Source organism: Pseudomonas deceptionensis (genome assembly GCF_900106095.1).
GTDB lineage: Bacteria > Pseudomonadota > Gammaproteobacteria > Pseudomonadales > Pseudomonadaceae > Aquipseudomonas > Aquipseudomonas deceptionensis.
In genome coordinates this window covers 250,629-269,270 of the sequence record NZ_FNUD01000002.1, presented here as the reverse complement: position 1 = coordinate 269,270, position 18,642 = coordinate 250,629, and the positions used below count along the sequence as shown (strand labels likewise).

Annotated in this window: 3 protein-coding genes, 2 tRNA genes and 5 rRNA genes; all 10 read left to right on the top strand. The window is 55.5% G+C overall.

Going from position 1 to position 18,642, the window contains the following annotated elements; all coding sequences use genetic code 11:
* Positions 1-185: 185 nt before the first annotated feature.
* The 10 genes from BLW11_RS01150 to recD all read left to right on the top strand — a co-directional run bounded on the left by BLW11_RS01150 (position 186) and on the right by recD (position 18,451).
* A 23S ribosomal RNA gene (locus BLW11_RS01150) occupies positions 186-3,077 on the top strand.
* Positions 3,078-3,228: 151 nt separating this feature from the next.
* A 5S ribosomal RNA gene (gene rrf / locus BLW11_RS01145) occupies positions 3,229-3,344 on the top strand.
* Positions 3,345-3,824: 480 nt separating this feature from the next.
* A 16S ribosomal RNA gene (locus tag BLW11_RS01140) occupies positions 3,825-5,361 on the top strand.
* An 81-nt stretch (positions 5,362-5,442) separates the two neighbouring features.
* A tRNA-Ile gene (locus tag BLW11_RS01135) sits at positions 5,443-5,519 on the top strand.
* Positions 5,520-5,547: 28 nt separating this feature from the next.
* Positions 5,548-5,623: transfer RNA gene (locus BLW11_RS01130), tRNA-Ala, on the top strand.
* 246 nt (positions 5,624-5,869) lie between these two features.
* Positions 5,870-8,761, top strand: a 23S ribosomal RNA gene (locus BLW11_RS01125).
* 151 nt (positions 8,762-8,912) lie between these two features.
* Positions 8,913-9,028, top strand: a 5S ribosomal RNA gene (gene rrf, locus BLW11_RS01120).
* Together the 16S, 23S and 5S rRNA genes with 2 tRNA genes alongside form the textbook arrangement of a ribosomal RNA operon.
* 203 nt (positions 9,029-9,231) lie before the next feature.
* A complete protein-coding gene (gene recC, locus BLW11_RS01115; RefSeq protein WP_048362044.1) occupies positions 9,232-12,681 on the top strand; it encodes an exodeoxyribonuclease V subunit gamma in 3,450 nt (1,149 codons plus the stop codon).
* Entirely contained in the window at positions 12,681-16,370 is a 3,690-nt protein-coding gene (recB, locus tag BLW11_RS01110; RefSeq protein WP_048362045.1) for an exodeoxyribonuclease V subunit beta, read from the top strand. Before recC ends, recB begins: the two co-directional genes overlap by 1 nt.
* Complete coding sequence (gene recD / locus BLW11_RS01105; protein WP_048362046.1) at positions 16,367-18,451, top strand: exodeoxyribonuclease V subunit alpha; 2,085 nt, start codon at positions 16,367-16,369, stop codon at positions 18,449-18,451. Before recB ends, recD begins: the two co-directional genes overlap by 4 nt.
* Positions 18,452-18,642: the final 191 nt, after the last annotated feature.

The following is an 18,642-nucleotide window of genomic DNA, read 5'->3' as shown; positions in this document are numbered from 1 at the left end:
GATTTCTGATCTTTTGATTAGATCGTTCTTTAAAAATTTGGGTATGTAATAGAAAGTTAGACTGGATAGCACTTTCACTGGTGTTTATTCAGGCTAAGGTAAAATTTGTGAACGTTCTTAATTGAACATGCGAATTTTCGGCGAATGTCGTCTTCATAGTATAACCAGATTGCTTGGGGTTATATGGTCAAGTGAAGAAGCGCATACGGTGGATGCCTTGGCAGTCAGAGGCGATGAAAGACGTGGTAGCCTGCGAAAAGCTTCGGGGAGTCGGCAAACAGACTTTGATCCGGAGATGTCTGAATGGGGGAACCCACCTAACATAAGTTAGGTATCTTAAGCTGAATACATAGGCTTAAGAAGCGAACCAGGGGAACTGAAACATCTAAGTACCCTGAGGAAAAGAAATCAACCGAGATTCCCTTAGTAGTGGCGAGCGAACGGGGACCAGCCCTTAAGCTGTATTGATGTTAGCGGAACGCTCTGGAAAGTGCGGCCATAGTGGGTGATAGCCCTGTACGCGAAAACATCTTTGCAGTGAAATCGAGTAGGACGGAGCACGAGAAACTTTGTCTGAATATGGGGGGACCATCCTCCAAGGCTAAATACTACTGACTGACCGATAGTGAACTAGTACCGTGAGGGAAAGGCGAAAAGAACCCCGGAGAGGGGAGTGAAATAGATCCTGAAACCGTATGCGTACAAGCAGTGGGAGCCCACTTTGTTGGGTGACTGCGTACCTTTTGTATAATGGGTCAGCGACTTATTTTCAGTGGCAAGCTTAACCGAATAGGGGAGGCGTAGCGAAAGCGAGTCTTAATAGGGCGTCTAGTCGCTGGGAATAGACCCGAAACCGGGCGATCTATCCATGGGCAGGTTGAAGGTTGGGTAACACTAACTGGAGGACCGAACCGACTACCGTTGAAAAGTTAGCGGATGACCTGTGGATCGGAGTGAAAGGCTAATCAAGCTCGGAGATAGCTGGTTCTCCTCGAAAGCTATTTAGGTAGCGCCTCATGTATCACTGTAGGGGGTAGAGCACTGTTTCGGCTAGGGGGCCATCCCGGCTTACCAAACCGATGCAAACTCCGAATACCTACAAGTGCCGAGCATGGGAGACACACGGCGGGTGCTAACGTCCGTCGTGAAAAGGGAAACAACCCAGACCGTCAGCTAAGGTCCCAAAGTTATGGTTAAGTGGGAAACGATGTGGGAAGGCTTAGACAGCTAGGAGGTTGGCTTAGAAGCAGCCACCCTTTAAAGAAAGCGTAATAGCTCACTAGTCGAGTCGGCCTGCGCGGAAGATTTAACGGGGCTCAAACCATACACCGAAGCTACGGGTATCACTTAGGTGATGCGGTAGAGGAGCGTTCTGTAAGCCTGTGAAGGTGAGTTGAGAAGCTTGCTGGAGGTATCAGAAGTGCGAATGCTGACATGAGTAACGATAATGGGTGTGAAAAACACCCACGCCGAAAGACCAAGGTTTCCTGCGCAACGTTAATCGACGCAGGGTTAGTCGGTCCCTAAGGCGAGGCTGAAAAGCGTAGTCGATGGAAAACAGGTTAATATTCCTGTACTTCTGGTTATTGCGATGGAGGGACGGAGAAGGCTAGGCCAGCTTGGCGTTGGTTGTCCAAGTTTAAGGTGGTAGGCTGGAATCTTAGGTAAATCCGGGATTCTAAGGCCGAGAGCTGATGACGAGTTGTCTTTTAGACAACGAAGTGGTTGATGCCATGCTTCCAAGAAAAGCTTCTAAGCTTCAGGTAACCAGGAACCGTACCCCAAACCGACACAGGTGGTTGGGTAGAGAATACCAAGGCGCTTGAGAGAACTCGGGTGAAGGAACTAGGCAAAATGGCACCGTAACTTCGGGAGAAGGTGCGCCGGTGAGGGTGAAGCATTTACTGCGTAAGCCCATGCCGGTCGAAGATACCAGGCCGCTGCGACTGTTTATTAAAAACACAGCACTCTGCAAACACGAAAGTGGACGTATAGGGTGTGACGCCTGCCCGGTGCCGGAAGGTTAATTGATGGGGTTAGCTAACGCGAAGCTCTTGATCGAAGCCCCGGTAAACGGCGGCCGTAACTATAACGGTCCTAAGGTAGCGAAATTCCTTGTCGGGTAAGTTCCGACCTGCACGAATGGCGTAACGATGGCGGCGCTGTCTCCACCCGAGACTCAGTGAAATTGAAATCGCTGTGAAGATGCAGTGTATCCGCGGCTAGACGGAAAGACCCCGTGAACCTTTACTATAGCTTTGCACTGGACTTTGAATTTGCTTGTGTAGGATAGGTGGGAGGCTTTGAAGTGTGGACGCCAGTCTGCATGGAGCCAACCTTGAAATACCACCCTGGCAACTTTGAGGTTCTAACTCAGGTCCGTTATCCGGATCGAGGACAGTGTATGGTGGGTAGTTTGACTGGGGCGGTCTCCTCCTAAAGAGTAACGGAGGAGTACGAAGGTGCGCTCAGACCGGTCGGAAATCGGTCGTAGAGTATAAAGGCAAAAGCGCGCTTGACTGCGAGACAGACACGTCGAGCAGGTACGAAAGTAGGTCTTAGTGATCCGGTGGTTCTGTATGGAAGGGCCATCGCTCAACGGATAAAAGGTACTCCGGGGATAACAGGCTGATACCGCCCAAGAGTTCATATCGACGGCGGTGTTTGGCACCTCGATGTCGGCTCATCACATCCTGGGGCTGAAGCCGGTCCCAAGGGTATGGCTGTTCGCCATTTAAAGTGGTACGCGAGCTGGGTTTAGAACGTCGTGAGACAGTTCGGTCCCTATCTGCCGTGGACGTTTGAGATTTGAGAGGGGCTGCTCCTAGTACGAGAGGACCGGAGTGGACGAACCTCTGGTGTTCCGGTTGTCACGCCAGTGGCATTGCCGGGTAGCTATGTTCGGGAAAGATAACCGCTGAAAGCATCTAAGCGGGAAACTTGCCTCAAGATGAGATCTCACTGGAACCTTGAGTTCCCTAAAGGGCCGTCGAAGACTACGACGTTGATAGGTTGGGTGTGTAAGCGCTGTGAGGCGTTGAGCTAACCAATACTAATTGCCCGTGAGGCTTGACCATATAACACCCAAGCAATTTGCGTCGAAGAGACCAGATTGCGGTGTGTGAAGACGATACAAACCGAAAGTTTGCGACTCACAAAACACCACTCTATTACATACCCATTCGCTGGAGCGTGAACCGAAAGGTAAACGACCTGGCTACCGAATTTCTTGACGACCATAGAGCATTGGAACCACCTGATCCCATCCCGAACTCAGTAGTGAAACGATGCATCGCCGATGGTAGTGTGGGGTTTCCCCATGTGAGAGTAGGTCATCGTCAAGATTAAATTCCAAAATCCCTGTCTGCTCGCGCAGACGGGGATTTTGTTTTTGTATAAGTACAAGCTTTGTAAAAAGCCTGTGCTGTTAATCAGGCCATTTGCCTGGCTAACACCTCGATTATCTCAATCGAAAGAAGCAGGAAATAAGGTGTTGACAGCAGCGTGTAACGCTGTAGAATTCGCCTCCCGCTAACGAGAGATCGAAAGCGCAAGTGGTTGATGTTACAGGGGAAACTTTGAAAACATCTTAAAATAACCGCTTGACAGCAACAGAGGCTGCTGTAGAATACGCGCCTCGGTTCAGCGAAAGCTAAACCAACCGCTCTTTAACAACTGAATCAAGCAATTCGTGTGGGTGCTTGTGGAGTCAGACTGATAGTCAACAAGATTATCAGCATCACAAGTTACTCCGCGAGAAATCAAAGATGTAACCAACGATTGCTGAGCCAAGTTTAGGGTTTCTTAAAAACCCAAAGATGTTTGAACTGAAGAGTTTGATCATGGCTCAGATTGAACGCTGGCGGCAGGCCTAACACATGCAAGTCGAGCGGTAGAGAGGTGCTTGCACCTCTTGAGAGCGGCGGACGGGTGAGTAATATCTAGGAATCTGCCTGGTAGTGGGGGATAACGTTCGGAAACGGACGCTAATACCGCATACGTCCTACGGGAGAAAGCAGGGGACCTTCGGGCCTTGCGCTATCAGATGAGCCTAGATCGGATTAGCTAGTTGGTGAGGTAATGGCTCACCAAGGCTACGATCCGTAACTGGTCTGAGAGGATGATCAGTCACACTGGAACTGAGACACGGTCCAGACTCCTACGGGAGGCAGCAGTGGGGAATATTGGACAATGGGCGAAAGCCTGATCCAGCCATGCCGCGTGTGTGAAGAAGGTCTTCGGATTGTAAAGCACTTTAAGTTGGGAGGAAGGGCATTAACCTAATACGTTAGTGTCTTGACGTTACCGACAGAATAAGCACCGGCTAACTCTGTGCCAGCAGCCGCGGTAATACAGAGGGTGCAAGCGTTAATCGGAATTACTGGGCGTAAAGCGCGCGTAGGTGGTTTGTTAAGTTGAATGTGAAATCCCCGGGCTCAACCTGGGAACTGCATCCAAAACTGGCAAGCTAGAGTATGGTAGAGGGTAGTGGAATTTCCTGTGTAGCGGTGAAATGCGTAGATATAGGAAGGAACACCAGTGGCGAAGGCGACTACCTGGACTGATACTGACACTGAGGTGCGAAAGCGTGGGGAGCAAACAGGATTAGATACCCTGGTAGTCCACGCCGTAAACGATGTCAACTAGCCGTTGGGAGTCTTGAACTCTTAGTGGCGCAGCTAACGCATTAAGTTGACCGCCTGGGGAGTACGGCCGCAAGGTTAAAACTCAAATGAATTGACGGGGGCCCGCACAAGCGGTGGAGCATGTGGTTTAATTCGAAGCAACGCGAAGAACCTTACCAGGCCTTGACATCCAATGAACTTTCTAGAGATAGATTGGTGCCTTCGGGAACATTGAGACAGGTGCTGCATGGCTGTCGTCAGCTCGTGTCGTGAGATGTTGGGTTAAGTCCCGTAACGAGCGCAACCCTTGTCCTTAGTTACCAGCACGTAATGGTGGGCACTCTAAGGAGACTGCCGGTGACAAACCGGAGGAAGGTGGGGATGACGTCAAGTCATCATGGCCCTTACGGCCTGGGCTACACACGTGCTACAATGGTCGGTACAAAGGGTTGCCAAGCCGCGAGGTGGAGCTAATCCCATAAAACCGATCGTAGTCCGGATCGCAGTCTGCAACTCGACTGCGTGAAGTCGGAATCGCTAGTAATCGTGAATCAGAATGTCACGGTGAATACGTTCCCGGGCCTTGTACACACCGCCCGTCACACCATGGGAGTGGGTTGCACCAGAAGTAGCTAGTCTAACCCTCGGGAGGACGGTTACCACGGTGTGATTCATGACTGGGGTGAAGTCGTAACAAGGTAGCCGTAGGGGAACCTGCGGCTGGATCACCTCCTTAATCGACGACATCAGCTGCTCCATAAGTTCCCACACGAATTGCTTGATTCATTGAAAAAGACGATAGAAGTAGATCAAAATTGGGTCTGTAGCTCAGTTGGTTAGAGCGCACCCCTGATAAGGGTGAGGTCGGCAGTTCGAATCTGCCCAGACCCACCAATTTTGTGTAAAAAGTCTGTAGATATATGGGGCCATAGCTCAGCTGGGAGAGCGCCTGCCTTGCACGCAGGAGGTCAACGGTTCGATCCCGTTTGGCTCCACCATAACCTACTTCTGTTTCGTAAAGCTTAGAAATGAGCATTCCATCAAACGATGGTGAATGTTGATTTCTGATCTTTTGATTAGATCGTTCTTTAAAAATTTGGGTATGTAATAGAAAGTTAGACTGGATAGCACTTTCACTGGTGTTTATTCAGGCTAAGGTAAAATTTGTGAACGTTCTTAATTGAACATGCGAATTTTCGGCGAATGTCGTCTTCATAGTATAACCAGATTGCTTGGGGTTATATGGTCAAGTGAAGAAGCGCATACGGTGGATGCCTTGGCAGTCAGAGGCGATGAAAGACGTGGTAGCCTGCGAAAAGCTTCGGGGAGTCGGCAAACAGACTTTGATCCGGAGATGTCTGAATGGGGGAACCCACCTAACATAAGTTAGGTATCTTAAGCTGAATACATAGGCTTAAGAAGCGAACCAGGGGAACTGAAACATCTAAGTACCCTGAGGAAAAGAAATCAACCGAGATTCCCTTAGTAGTGGCGAGCGAACGGGGACCAGCCCTTAAGCTGTATTGATGTTAGCGGAACGCTCTGGAAAGTGCGGCCATAGTGGGTGATAGCCCTGTACGCGAAAACATCTTTGCAGTGAAATCGAGTAGGACGGAGCACGAGAAACTTTGTCTGAATATGGGGGGACCATCCTCCAAGGCTAAATACTACTGACTGACCGATAGTGAACTAGTACCGTGAGGGAAAGGCGAAAAGAACCCCGGAGAGGGGAGTGAAATAGATCCTGAAACCGTATGCGTACAAGCAGTGGGAGCCCACTTTGTTGGGTGACTGCGTACCTTTTGTATAATGGGTCAGCGACTTATTTTCAGTGGCAAGCTTAACCGAATAGGGGAGGCGTAGCGAAAGCGAGTCTTAATAGGGCGTCTAGTCGCTGGGAATAGACCCGAAACCGGGCGATCTATCCATGGGCAGGTTGAAGGTTGGGTAACACTAACTGGAGGACCGAACCGACTACCGTTGAAAAGTTAGCGGATGACCTGTGGATCGGAGTGAAAGGCTAATCAAGCTCGGAGATAGCTGGTTCTCCTCGAAAGCTATTTAGGTAGCGCCTCATGTATCACTGTAGGGGGTAGAGCACTGTTTCGGCTAGGGGGCCATCCCGGCTTACCAAACCGATGCAAACTCCGAATACCTACAAGTGCCGAGCATGGGAGACACACGGCGGGTGCTAACGTCCGTCGTGAAAAGGGAAACAACCCAGACCGTCAGCTAAGGTCCCAAAGTTATGGTTAAGTGGGAAACGATGTGGGAAGGCTTAGACAGCTAGGAGGTTGGCTTAGAAGCAGCCACCCTTTAAAGAAAGCGTAATAGCTCACTAGTCGAGTCGGCCTGCGCGGAAGATTTAACGGGGCTCAAACCATACACCGAAGCTACGGGTATCACTTAGGTGATGCGGTAGAGGAGCGTTCTGTAAGCCTGTGAAGGTGAGTTGAGAAGCTTGCTGGAGGTATCAGAAGTGCGAATGCTGACATGAGTAACGATAATGGGTGTGAAAAACACCCACGCCGAAAGACCAAGGTTTCCTGCGCAACGTTAATCGACGCAGGGTTAGTCGGTCCCTAAGGCGAGGCTGAAAAGCGTAGTCGATGGAAAACAGGTTAATATTCCTGTACTTCTGGTTATTGCGATGGAGGGACGGAGAAGGCTAGGCCAGCTTGGCGTTGGTTGTCCAAGTTTAAGGTGGTAGGCTGGAATCTTAGGTAAATCCGGGATTCTAAGGCCGAGAGCTGATGACGAGTTGTCTTTTAGACAACGAAGTGGTTGATGCCATGCTTCCAAGAAAAGCTTCTAAGCTTCAGGTAACCAGGAACCGTACCCCAAACCGACACAGGTGGTTGGGTAGAGAATACCAAGGCGCTTGAGAGAACTCGGGTGAAGGAACTAGGCAAAATGGCACCGTAACTTCGGGAGAAGGTGCGCCGGTGAGGGTGAAGCATTTACTGCGTAAGCCCATGCCGGTCGAAGATACCAGGCCGCTGCGACTGTTTATTAAAAACACAGCACTCTGCAAACACGAAAGTGGACGTATAGGGTGTGACGCCTGCCCGGTGCCGGAAGGTTAATTGATGGGGTTAGCTAACGCGAAGCTCTTGATCGAAGCCCCGGTAAACGGCGGCCGTAACTATAACGGTCCTAAGGTAGCGAAATTCCTTGTCGGGTAAGTTCCGACCTGCACGAATGGCGTAACGATGGCGGCGCTGTCTCCACCCGAGACTCAGTGAAATTGAAATCGCTGTGAAGATGCAGTGTATCCGCGGCTAGACGGAAAGACCCCGTGAACCTTTACTATAGCTTTGCACTGGACTTTGAATTTGCTTGTGTAGGATAGGTGGGAGGCTTTGAAGTGTGGACGCCAGTCTGCATGGAGCCAACCTTGAAATACCACCCTGGCAACTTTGAGGTTCTAACTCAGGTCCGTTATCCGGATCGAGGACAGTGTATGGTGGGTAGTTTGACTGGGGCGGTCTCCTCCTAAAGAGTAACGGAGGAGTACGAAGGTGCGCTCAGACCGGTCGGAAATCGGTCGTAGAGTATAAAGGCAAAAGCGCGCTTGACTGCGAGACAGACACGTCGAGCAGGTACGAAAGTAGGTCTTAGTGATCCGGTGGTTCTGTATGGAAGGGCCATCGCTCAACGGATAAAAGGTACTCCGGGGATAACAGGCTGATACCGCCCAAGAGTTCATATCGACGGCGGTGTTTGGCACCTCGATGTCGGCTCATCACATCCTGGGGCTGAAGCCGGTCCCAAGGGTATGGCTGTTCGCCATTTAAAGTGGTACGCGAGCTGGGTTTAGAACGTCGTGAGACAGTTCGGTCCCTATCTGCCGTGGACGTTTGAGATTTGAGAGGGGCTGCTCCTAGTACGAGAGGACCGGAGTGGACGAACCTCTGGTGTTCCGGTTGTCACGCCAGTGGCATTGCCGGGTAGCTATGTTCGGGAAAGATAACCGCTGAAAGCATCTAAGCGGGAAACTTGCCTCAAGATGAGATCTCACTGGAACCTTGAGTTCCCTAAAGGGCCGTCGAAGACTACGACGTTGATAGGTTGGGTGTGTAAGCGCTGTGAGGCGTTGAGCTAACCAATACTAATTGCCCGTGAGGCTTGACCATATAACACCCAAGCAATTTGCGTCGAAGAGACCAGATTGCGGTGTGTGAAGACGATACAAACCGAAAGTTTGCGACTCACAAAACACCCTTCTATTACATACCCATTCGCTGGAGCGTAAACCGAAAGGTGAACGACCTGGCTACCGAATTTCTTGACGACCATAGAGCATTGGAACCACCTGATCCCATCCCGAACTCAGTAGTGAAACGATGCATCGCCGATGGTAGTGTGGGGTTTCCCCATGTGAGAGTAGGTCATCGTCAAGATTAAATTCCAAACCCCCTGTCTGCTAACGCAGACAGGGGGTTTGTTTTTGTGCCGAGAAAAGTACCGCCCAGCTTGGCGCGACAAGCGAAACGTCCTCGACCTTATCGCTACAGCTCCCTACGCCGTAGCTTGAGCTCCACCAATCTTGGCGAGCAATGTTAAGGTTCGCCTTTGGATTTTGCCTTCTCCTAAGGATGCCGTCATGCCGGTTGCTACGTCCCTCAATGCAGGTTTTATGGTGGTTCATGGTAACCGCCTGGATGAGTTGCGTAGCCTGGTCGTCAGTTGGATGCGCCGCTACCCCCTGGCGCCTTTGGAGAACGAAATTGCTCTGGTACAGAGCAACGGTATTGCCCAATGGCTGAAGCTGGCTCTGGCCGAAGATGCTCAGGACGATGATCTCGGTGGCTGCGGTATTGCTGCAGCAGTGGATGTGCAGTTGCCCGGCAGTTTTTTGTGGCAGCTCTATCGGCTTGTGTTGGGCAGTGAAGAAATCCCCGCCAAATCCCTGCTCGATAAAGCCCCGCTGACCTGGCGCCTGATGCGCCTGCTTCCTGCGCTTATAGACCAACCGCACTTTGAACCCTTGCAGCGGTTTCTGACCCATGACACGGATTTGCGCAAACGCTATCAGTTGTCAGAGCGCCTGGCGGACTTGTTTGACCAGTACCAGGTCTACCGTGCCGACTGGTTGGAAGACTGGGCCGCCGGCCGCCATCAACTGCGCAACGCCCGGGGTGAAAGCCCTGCCTTGAGCCCGGCCAACTGCTGGCAAGCCGAACTGTGGCGCGCGCTATTGCTTGATGTCGGTCAAGAAGGAATGTCCCAGAGCCGGGCCGGCGTTCACCAGCGCTTTATGGACAAGATCAGCAGCCTTGAGCAAGCTCCGCCCGGCTTGCCGGCGCGCGTGATCGTCTTCGGTATTTCGTCATTGCCCGCTCAGGCACTTGAAGCTCTGGCCGGGCTCGCCCGTTTCAGCCAGGTACTGCTGTGTGTGCACAATCCTTGTCGCCATCACTGGTCTGACATCGTTGCGGACAAGGATCTGCTGCGCCATCAGTACAAGCGCCAGGCCCGCAAAGCCGGAATGCCTACCGCACTTGACCTCGATACCCTGCATCAACACGCTCACCCCTTGCTCGCTGCCTGGGGCAAGCAGGGGCGCGACTACATCAACTTGCTCGACAGCTACGACGACCCCAACAGCTATCGTGCGGCCTTTCGTGATGGCCGTATCGACCTGTTCAGTGAGGTCGAGCCGCTCAACCTGCTTAACCAGTTGCAGGACGATATTCTTGAGCTGCGCCCACTCAATGAAACCCGAGAGCTGTGGCCCGCTATCGACTTGGACAAAGATCGTTCAATCCGCTTCCACATTGCCCACAGTGCTCAGCGGGAAGTTGAGATCCTCCACGACCAGCTACTTGCACGATTCAGCGAAAACCCTCAGTTGCAGCCACGTGATGTGATTGTGATGGTGCCGGATGTCGACAGCTACGCGCCCCATATCCGGGCCGTGTTTGGTCAGATCGAACGCGATGATCGGCGCTTCATTCCCTACACCTTGGCCGACCAGGGCCAGCGTGGCCGTGATCCACTGCTGATTGCGCTCGAACACTTGCTCAAACTGCCTGACAGCCGCTTCCCCGTCAGCGAAATACTCGACTTGCTGGACGTGCCTTCACTGCGAGCCCGCTTCAGTGTCCAGGAGCGCGACTTGCCAACCCTGCATCGCTGGATCGAAGGCGCGGGCATTCGCTGGGGGCTCAATGCTGAGCAGCGCGCAGGCCTGGGCTTGCCTGCACAACTGGAGCAAAACAGTTGGCGCTTCGGCTTGCGTCGCATGCTGCTTGGCTATGCCGTCGGCAGTGGCGAGGCCTGCGATGGTATTGAGCCGTACGATGAAATCGGTGGCCTGGATGCGGTGCTGATTGGTCCGCTTGTGGCTCTGCTCGATGCGTTGGAAGTTGCCCATCAAGAGTTATCGCAACCAGCTTTGCCGCAGCAATGGGGCGAGCGCCTGCAAGGGTTGGTGCAACTGTTTTTCCAGGCTGAAACCGAACACGACGATTACCTGCTGGCCCAGCTTGAAGAGCTGCGTGAAACTTGGCTCGAAACCTGTGAGCTGGTTGGTCTACAAGATGAGTTACCACTGACCGTAGTACGCGAAGCCTGGCTAACCGGGCTTGATCAAGGCAAGTTGTCACAACGCTTCCTGGCCGGAGCGGTTAACTTCTGCACCCTGATGCCCATGCGTGCCATTCCCTTCAAGCTGGTGTGCCTGCTGGGCATGAACGACGGCGACTACCCGCGTGCACAACCGCCGCTGGACTTCGATCTGATGGGCAGTGACTACCGCCCAGGCGACCGTTCCCGCCGCGAAGATGACCGTTATCTGCTACTCGAAGCACTGCTTTCCGCCCGTGAGCAGCTCTATATCAGCTGGGTCGGACGCAGTATTCGCGATAACAGCGAGCGCCCGGCTTGCGTCCTGATAGGCCAACTGCGTGATCACCTTGCCAATGGCTGGCATTTGGAGGGAGGCGAGGATCTGCTAGGTGCCATGACTCAAGAGCATCCGCTGCAGCCCTTCAGTACCCGCTACTTTCATGAAGGCAATCCCAACCTGTTCAGTTATGCCCGCGAATGGCAACGTTTGCACGAGCCACAACCCGCGCCCATTCAAGCCGGCACGCTGGGAGTGCACGAGCAGGAAGAGCCACTGAACCTTACGCAGTTGCAGGACTTCTTGCGCAACCCTGTACGTCACTTCTTCAGTCAGCGCTTGAAGGTATTCTTCGAGGCGGCCGAAGTGCCTTTGGCCGATGAAGAACCTTTCGTGCTCGATGCATTGCAACGATACACGCTCAGTGACAGTTTGCTCGAAGCCGCCCTGGCACAACCCGACGAGCCTGAACACGCCTTGCACACCCGTGCCCTGCGCTTACAAGGCAGTGGCCTGTTGCCCATGGCCGGCTTTGGCGAATGCCTGCAACACGAACTGATCGAGCCGTTACCGGATGTGCTGCAACGCTATCAGCAGCTGTTGGCCCTGTGGCCTACACCGCTAAACAGCGCGCTGCCTGTCAGCTTTGAAGACCACGGCCTGACACTGGAAGGCTGGCTCAGCAATCTGCATCAACGCAGCGACAAAGGCCTGCTCTCCATCACGACTATTCCTAATAGCATTGGCGGGATTAAAACCCGTAAATGGCACCGATTGACCCGGCCATGGGTAAACCATCTGGTGGCCTGCGCCAGTGGTCTGGAGATGTCGACTGCCCTGGTGGCCAGCGATGACACCTTGTTACTTGACCCTCTGGACCCCGGGCAGGCCAGTGACATTCTTGGCAACTTGCTGGTGGCCTGGAAATCCGGCATGAGCCATCCGCTGCCTGTCGCCGTGAAAACAGCCTTCGCCTGGCTGGCTCAAACCGACCCGGACAAGGCCGACGCCGCTGCACAAAAAGCCTACGAAGGTGACGGCCAAACCAGTGACGGCGAACGTCGTGAAAGCGCAGCGCTGGCCCGTCAGTTTCCCGATTACGCCGCCTTGATGGCCGCTGAAGAATTTGCAGAGTGGTGCGATGCCCTCTATCGACCACTTTTTGATGCGCCTTGGCGTTCATTAAACAGCGAGGCGTCCCGCTAATGAGCGAGCAAACATTACCGCTGGCCTTGGCCTTCCCCCTGCGTGGCAGCCAACTGATAGAAGCCAGTGCCGGCACCGGCAAAACCTTCACCATCTCGGCGCTCTACCTGCGTCTGATCCTGGGGCATGGCGGCGAAGCATCAGGTTTTGGGCGTGAGTTGTTACCGCCGCAAATTCTCGTTGTGACCTTTACCGATGCGGCCACCAAAGAGTTGCGCGACCGCATTCGCACACGCCTGGCTGAAGCTGCACGGTTCTTCCGTGACGAGATTGAAGCTCCGGATGCATTGGTGGCGCAGTTGCGTGAGCAGTTTGGCCCCGAGCAGTGGGCCGCTTGCGCCGGCCGTCTCGATATCGCGGCACAGTGGATGGACGAAGCTGCGGTGTCGACCATCCACAGTTGGTGCCAGCGCATGCTGCGCGAACATGCCTTCGACAGTGGCAGCCTGTTTACCCAGACCCTGGAAACCGACCACAGCGATTTGCTGGGCGAAGTGCTGCGTGATTACTGGCGGCTGTTTTGCTACCCCATGCACGGCGACGCACTGAACTGGGTGCGTGCCAACTGGAGTGGTCCCGCCGCCCTGTTGCCGCGAGTCCGCGCGCTGTTTGCCAGCTCACGTCAGCCCACCCTGGCCGAGCAAACCCCGGCCCAAATGATCGAAGCCTGCTTGCAAGAGCGCCGCGAAGCGCTGTCACAGCTCAAAACCCCATGGCTGCAATGGGCCCAGGAGCTGCGCGATATCTGCCTGCAAGGCGTTGCCAGCAAAGCGGTCGACGGTCGAAAAATGCAGGCGCGTTACTTCGAACCCTGGTTTGAAAAACTCAGCGCATGGGCGGCCGATGACGACCAAGAGCAGCTTGACCTGGGAACGGGTTTCACCCGCCTGACGCCAGACGGCATGGCCGAAGCCTGGAAAGGCGCGCCCCCGCAGCATCCGGGGCTCGATGCAATGCATGGCCTCAAGGCCGCGCTCGATGCGTTGCCGACCCCCGATGCAGCGGTTCTGCAGCATGCGGCGAACTGGGTGAGCGTGCGCTTTGAAGAAGAAAAGCGCCGCCGTGCCGAGATGGGTTTCGACGACATGCTGCTGCGCCTCGACGCTGCATTGCAGGCCGAAGGCGGAGAGCGCTTGGCGACCCTGATTCGCGAGCAGTTCCCGGTGGCACTGATCGACGAATTTCAGGACACCGACCCGGTGCAGTACCGCATCTTCGAAACCATCTACCGCATCGAAGACAACAGCCCCGATACCGGACTGTTCCTGATCGGCGACCCGAAACAGGCGATCTATGCCTTTCGCGGTGCCGACATTTACACCTACTTGCGCGCACGTCACGCCACCCATGGCCGACTGCACACGCTGGATACCAACTTCCGCTCCAGCCACGCCATGGTCGAGGCCGTAAATCACGTTTTTGAACGGGCCGAGCAGCGCGACACTGGCCGAGGCGCGTTTTTGTTCCGCGAAGGGCCTGAAAACCCTGTGCCCTTTGTGTCGGTTAAATCCCAGGGACGCAAAGAAATCCTACAGCTGGATGGTAAAGCGATTACCGCATTAACCCTCTGGCAATTACCCTCCGAGCAGCCGGTGTCGGGGGTGATTTATCGTCAGCAACTGGCAGCGGTGTGTGCCAGCCAGATTGTCGAATTGCTCAATGGCGGTCAGCAAGGCCGCTGTGGTTTTGCCAAAGATGGCGAAGCGTTTCGCGGCGTATTGCCGGCCGATATCGCGATTCTGGTGCGTGATGGTAAGGAGGCCCAGGCGGTGCGGCGAGAGTTGTCGAACCGAGGTGTACGTAGCGTTTACTTGTCGGATAAGGATTCGGTCTACGCCGCGCAGGAAGCCCACGATGTGCTGGCCTGGCTCAAGGCCTGCGCCGAACCGGATGTCGAGCGCCCGCTGCGCGCGGCCCTGGCCTGTATCACCCTGGACCTGCCGCTGATTGAACTGGAGCGCTTGAACCAGGACGAACTGGCCTGGGAAAAACGCGTGATGCAGTTCCGTGGCTACCGCGAAACCTGGCGCAAGCAAGGAGTGCTCGCCATGTTGCGCCGCTTGCTGCACGACTTTGAGCTGCCCCAGGCCCTGATTGCCCGCCCTGATGGCGAGCGAGTGCTGACCAACGTATTGCACCTGTCCGAACTGCTGCAGCAGGCCGCCGCCGAACTGGACGGCGAACAAGCGCTGATCCGGCATCTGGCCGAGCACCTGGCGCTGTCTGGGCAGGCGGGTGAAGAACAGATCCTGCGCCTTGAAAGTGATGAGCAACTGGTCAAGGTCGTGACCATTCACAAGTCCAAGGGGCTGGAGTATCCGTTGGTGTTCCTGCCGTTTATCTGCTCCACCAAACCCGTGGATGGCAGTCGTTTGCCGCTGCATTACCACGATGCGGCGGGCAACGCCCAGGTGAGTCTAAAACCGACGCCAGAGCTGATTGTCCAGGCCGATGACGAGCGTCTGGCCGAAGATTTACGCCTGCTCTACGTGGCCCTGACCCGGGCCCAGCATGCGTGTTGGCTGGGCGTTGCCGACCTCAAGCGGGGCAACAACAATCGCTCGGTGTTGCACCTTTCGGCGTTGGGCTATTTGCTGGGTGGCGGGACGATGCTGGCCGAGTCTGTCGGATTGCAGAGCTGGCTGGCGGATGTGCAGCAAGATTGCGCAGCCGTACTGTGCGAGCCCGTACCGCCTGTCGGCGAGGCGCATTTTTATCCGCCGCTCAACGAAGCTACCTTGCTTGCGCCGCTGACCCCTACCCGCCGCGCGGCGGAAAACTGGTGGATTGCGTCCTACAGCGCATTGCGAATCGGTGACAGCCTCAGCCCCGCGGAGGCTCCCGAAAGCGCCCTAGCGCAAAAGCTCTCGGATGATGAGCGACTCGATCCCGATGCACCGCGAGATGTATTACTCAGTGGCGGTGATATTCACCGTTTTCCGCGAGGGCCAAACCCCGGGACCTTTCTCCATGGCTTGCTTGAATGGGCGGGCAGCGAAGGGTTCAAGGCGAGCCCCGAAGCGATCAATGACGCCGTGGCGCGGCGCTGCAACCGGCGCGGCTGGCAAGGCTGGATCGAGACATTGAGCGACTGGCTGCAGCACCTGCAAGATGAACCATTGCGTCTGAATAATGGCCAACCGGCTGTAGTACTCAGTGAGCTAAGCCAGTACCAAATTGAGATGGAGTTCTGGTTCGCCAGCCACAAGGTCGATGTGCTGCAACTGGACAAGCTGGTGCGCCAGCACACCCACGGCGGCGCTGCACGGGCCGGGGCCGAGCCGAGCTTGCTCAATGGCATGTTCAAGGGCTTTATCGACCTGACCTTTGAGCACCAGGGGCGTTATTACGTGGCGGACTACAAATCCAACTGGCTGGGAGCTGACGATTCGGCCTACACCGAACAGGCGATGACCGCCTCGATTCTGGATAACCGCTACGACCTGCAATACGTGTTGTACCTGTTGGCCCTGCACCGTCAGCTCAAGGCGCGGCTGCCCGATTACGACTACGACCAGCATATGGGCGGCGCGCTGTACCTGTTTTTACGCGGCACCCGCTCCCAGGGGCAGGGCGTGTATTTCACCCGGCCGCCCCGGCTATTGATCGAAAGCCTGGACTTGATGTTCCAGGGTAAACCTTTACCGAAAACGGCTGAACCGGCGTGGGAACAGGGAGTGTTGTTATGAGTCGTTCGTTTGCCGAACTGTTGCCTACGCCGTTGACGGCCGAAAGCCTTGCCCGGTTACAACCTCTGGGCCGTGCCGAGGACCTGCTGCTGTTGCTGGAGCGCTGGGTCGAGCGAGGCTGGTTACGGGCGCTGGATAAGGCCTTCGTCGCGTTCCTTCACGAACGCGATCCGCAAGGCGACCCGCTGGTGCTGCTGGCAGCAGCGTTGACCAGCCATCAGTTGGGCCACGGCCATGTGTGCCTGGACCTGTTCGAAACCCTGAAAGAGCCCGACTTTGCATTGTCCTTGCCACCCGAGGGCGATATCCAGACCGGTGCCATGTTGTTGCCTTCGCAACTGCTTGAGGCTCTGGAGGGCGATGCGTGGTGCAAGGCCCTGCAAGCCAGCCCGTTGGTGGAACATGCGGGGCAGTCGTCAGCCGATGCGGCCAGCCGGCCATTGGTGCTGAGTGAGCGCCGTCTGTATTTACGCCGTTACTGGGCCTATGAGCGACGTATCGACAGCGCATTGCGCCAACGTCTGGCGCTGGCTGAAGCGGCGCCAGACGATTTGCCCGCACGGCTGAACGGCTTGTTCGGCAGCCCGGCACAGAATGCGCCGATTGACTGGCAAAAACTGGCATGTGCTTTGGCCGCACGCGGTGCTTTCAGCATTGTCACTGGCGGCCCGGGCACCGGTAAAACCACCACTGTGGTGCGTTTGCTGGCGTTGCTGCAGGCTCCGGCCGTCGAAGCGGGTGCGCCCTTGCGGATTCGTCTTGCCGCGCCGACGGGTAAAGCTGCTGCGCGCCTGACCGAATCCATCAGCCTGCAAGTCAAATCACTGGAAGTGGACGACAAGGTTCGGCAAAAAATCCCCAGTGACGTGACCACCGTTCACCGCCTGCTCGGCAGCCGTCCCGGCACGCGCCACTTTCGTCATCACGCGGGCAACCGCCTGCCGCTGGATGTATTGGTGGTCGATGAAGCGTCGATGATTGACCTGGAAATGATGGCCAACCTGCTCGATGCGCTACCGGCTCATGCGCGGCTGGTGCTGCTGGGTGACAAGGACCAGCTGGCATCGGTTGAAGCCGGTGCTGTGCTGGGGGACTTGTGCCGTGATGCGGAGGCAGGCTGGTACACCCCGCAAACCCGGGCGTGGCTGGAGCAGATCAGCGGTGAAAATCTCGGCGCCAGTGGCTTGCAGCAAGACCTGGACGGTACTCATCCGCTGGCCCAGCAAGTGGTCATGTTGCGTCACTCGCGACGCTTCGGGGAAGGCAGCGGCATCGGCCAGTTGTCGCGTCTGGTCAACCGGCAGCAACCCCTCGAAGCACGGGCCTTGCTCGCGGCGGGCAGCCATGCCGACCTGTTTGCATTACCCCTAAAGGGCGAGCAGGACCGCGGATTTGAGCGCCTGGCGCTGGAAGGGCGCGGCACGGAGGCCAAAGGGTATCGGCATTACCTTGAGGTGCTGCGCGAGCAGCGGCCCAACGCCGAGACCGGGCTTGAGGACCCTTGCTGGGCCGCATGGGCGGGTAACGTGCTGCAAGCGTTCGAGGCTTTTCAGGTGCTCTGCGCCGTGCGCAAAGGGCCCTGGGGCGTTGAAGGGCTGAATGCGCGCATTACCCACGCACTGTTCGCCCGCAAGCTGATTGACAGTGATCAGCATTGGTACGAAGGCCGCCCGGTGTTGATGACGCGTAACGATTACGGCCTGGGCCTGATGAATGGCGATATTGGCATTGCCCTCAAACTTCCTGAGGGTGACGGCCCGACCCGGCGCCACGTATTGCGTGTGGCTTTCGCCCGCAACGACGGGCAAGGGGGCATCCGTTTTGTGCTGCCAAGCCGGCTCAATGATGTCGAAACGGTGTATGCCATGACCGTGCACAAATCCCAGGGCTCGGAGTTTTCACACACCGCGCTGGTACTGCCCGAAGCGCTTAACCCGGTGCTGACCAAAGAACTGATCTACACCGGCATCACCCGTGCCAAGCACTGGTTCAGCCTGGTCGAGCCGCGTGCGGGGGTTTTTGAAGAGGCTGTGCAGCGCAAGGTCAAACGCCTGAGCGGGTTGATGTTGGGGCTGGGGTAACGCTTGTTTCCTGTGGGGGCCAGATACACCCTGCTGCCTGCACCGCTGGCAGGCCAGCCCCCACAGGTATTGCGTCAGATTTGAGTCTTTTTGGGCGCCAGACCCCACAGATTGTGACCTGTATCACAGTGAGTACACATGTCGTGCTATCGTTACGACACTATTCCTACAAAGATTACAGAGAAATCCCG